Here is a 2,007-nt window from a genome sequence, read left to right as displayed (position 1 = left end):
CTTTAAACTTCTGTTATATTCTTTCCAGTTGCAAACTTTTTGTAGCTTTGACATACACACTTGTGGTTAAGTTTTTTGTCGATTTACTACTTTTCTTAGTTCGCAGCTACTTTTTTTTATATCTACGCAACAAGGTCTTGCGAGGAGCCATAGGCGGCTGCGTGGCAATCCAGTTAAAAATTCTGTAAATCAAAATTTTTTTATTGTTTTTTGATTGTCACGTCGCTTCGCTCCTCGTAATGACGACCTACGCAGACAACGCTCACTCGTAATATATTTTATTGTACCTTAATGTCAGGACTAACTATCATTATCATCTGCTTACCTTCCATTTTAGCATGCTGATCAATCTTAACGAGTCCTTCCAGTGCTACTTCTATACGTTTAAATAGTTCTTGACCAACTTCTTTGTGAAGAATCTCTCTACCTTTAAACCATAAAGAAATTTTTACTTTATCGCCGTCTTTTAAAAACTCTTTTATTTTTCTTAGTTTAGTTTCAAAATCACCTATACTAATATTAGGTTTAAATTTCATTTCTTTAAGTACGACAATTTTTTGCTTTTTGCGTGCTTCATGTAAACGCTTTTTGCTTTCATACTTAAACTTACCAAAATCTAGAATTTTACAGACAGGGGGTACAGCATTCGGTGATATCTCGACTAAGTCAAGGCTGGCTCTTTCCGCCATATCTAATGCTTCTCTAATATTTACGACGCCGTGCATCTCGCCGTTTTCGCCTACTAGACGAACTTCTCTAGCTCTGATTTCTCTATTAGCCTTAGGAAAATTATTTTTAGAAATAAAATCTCTCCGTATTATGTTTATAAATAAATATATATTGCATTTAACTTATTTTATTTAAAATTACAAGTAAATAAAATATTTTATCTTTAATTTTATTTAGAAAGTTTTAAAAAAAATTGAAACTACAAGACAAATTCCAAATATTAATAAACAGATTCGTGTTAATTTAGCGACTCTTTCCTGTATTTTCAAGTTGTTTAGGTCTATAGCATGCTTATGAGCTTGTTCTTTTTGTGCCATATGTATTAATTCCTGTAAAGTACCGGGATAAATACTCTCATACTCACTGATTAAATCAATTGGCGGTAATATATGTTCAAATTTTTTACGGTAAAAATTATTATCAGGCTCATTGACGCTAAAAGTCTTAGCATAACCTTTATTTAATCTATTATTTTTGTTAAAAAAACGTTTAGTCTCTTTCATATTCCTTTTTTATTTTTTGAAATGTATATAATATATTACTTTCAACTATTTTAAAATAATCAATTAATTGCGTTTCTTTTTTTTGCTGTTGTTTGGAGCTTTTCATATTTATTATATTCTTTAGCTCTGCATATACTAGTTTTATAAAACTTTGTTTCATTGATTATACTAAATTTATAAAATCTTTTTTTGGTATTAGCGGTTCGCCCCTAAAATTTATAGCATTATTAAATTTATTGCAACAGCTTATAAAATTTTTATCACATCCGGCAATAATTTTTACTTCCTCGGTATCTTTAGCATAATCCGGTATAATATCCTCTAATATAATCAAATCACAGAAATTACTTAGAACTTTACTGTTAAAATGATTTTCGCCGAATATAATTTAACCGCCGTTATAATAGCCGTTTTCTTTATCTAAATCTAGTATTCTTAAACTTTCCTTGAGCATTTCTTTAACCTTATATATGCCGCTATATAAAGCTTTATCTATTTTGCATTTACTATCTCCAAAAACTGCTCTACATGTTTTGCTATATCGATTAATTACAGTCTGATTATATTTTACTGTTTCGGGTTTTAAATATATTTAAAAGTTTAAATCGTATTTTGTATATAAAGTGCAATAATATGTCACGAAATGTTCAAAAAGCTTGTCAGTATATATTATTATTTTAACAATAGCATTATTTAAATCCATTACCGTCGTAATGCCGTTTTCTTCAAAAATACCTTCAATGACTAGGTCATGCCTCCATATTGCAGTTATGCC

4 protein-coding genes and 1 pseudogene are annotated in these 2,007 nt (G+C 29.3%); all 5 read right to left on the bottom strand.

Annotated features, from left to right (window positions below):
* Window positions 1-278: 278 nt before the first annotated feature.
* The gene (infC, locus tag KYQ89_RS01515; protein ID WP_371920386.1) at window positions 279-818 is read right to left on the bottom strand and encodes a translation initiation factor IF-3; all 540 of its coding nucleotides are present in this window, start codon (window positions 816-818) and stop codon (window positions 279-281) included.
* A gap of 84 nt (window positions 819-902) precedes the next feature.
* Window positions 903-1,232: a DUF2335 domain-containing protein gene (locus KYQ89_RS01510; protein ID WP_218460092.1), complete on the bottom strand. Its 330-nt coding sequence runs from the start codon at window positions 1,230-1,232 to the stop codon at window positions 903-905.
* Window positions 1,219-1,392: a hypothetical protein gene (locus tag KYQ89_RS01505; RefSeq protein ID WP_008580225.1), complete on the bottom strand. Its 174-nt coding sequence runs from the start codon at window positions 1,390-1,392 to the stop codon at window positions 1,219-1,221. Before KYQ89_RS01505 ends, KYQ89_RS01510 begins: the two co-directional genes overlap by 14 nt.
* A gap of 3 nt (window positions 1,393-1,395) precedes the next feature.
* A complete protein-coding gene (locus KYQ89_RS01500) occupies window positions 1,396-1,566 on the bottom strand; it encodes a phage BR0599 family protein (protein WP_218460090.1) in 171 nt (56 codons plus the stop codon).
* A 258-nt stretch (window positions 1,567-1,824) separates the two neighbouring features.
* Window positions 1,825-2,007: pseudogene (locus KYQ89_RS01495) on the bottom strand (hypothetical protein); the annotation flags it as partial.

The sequence above is a fragment of the Rickettsia sp. TH2014 genome (assembly GCF_019249195.1).
In the GTDB taxonomy this organism is placed as follows: domain Bacteria; phylum Pseudomonadota; class Alphaproteobacteria; order Rickettsiales; family Rickettsiaceae; genus Rickettsia; species Rickettsia felis.
Note: the sequence above shows the minus strand (reverse complement) of the source record. Positions and strands in the feature narration are given on the sequence as shown.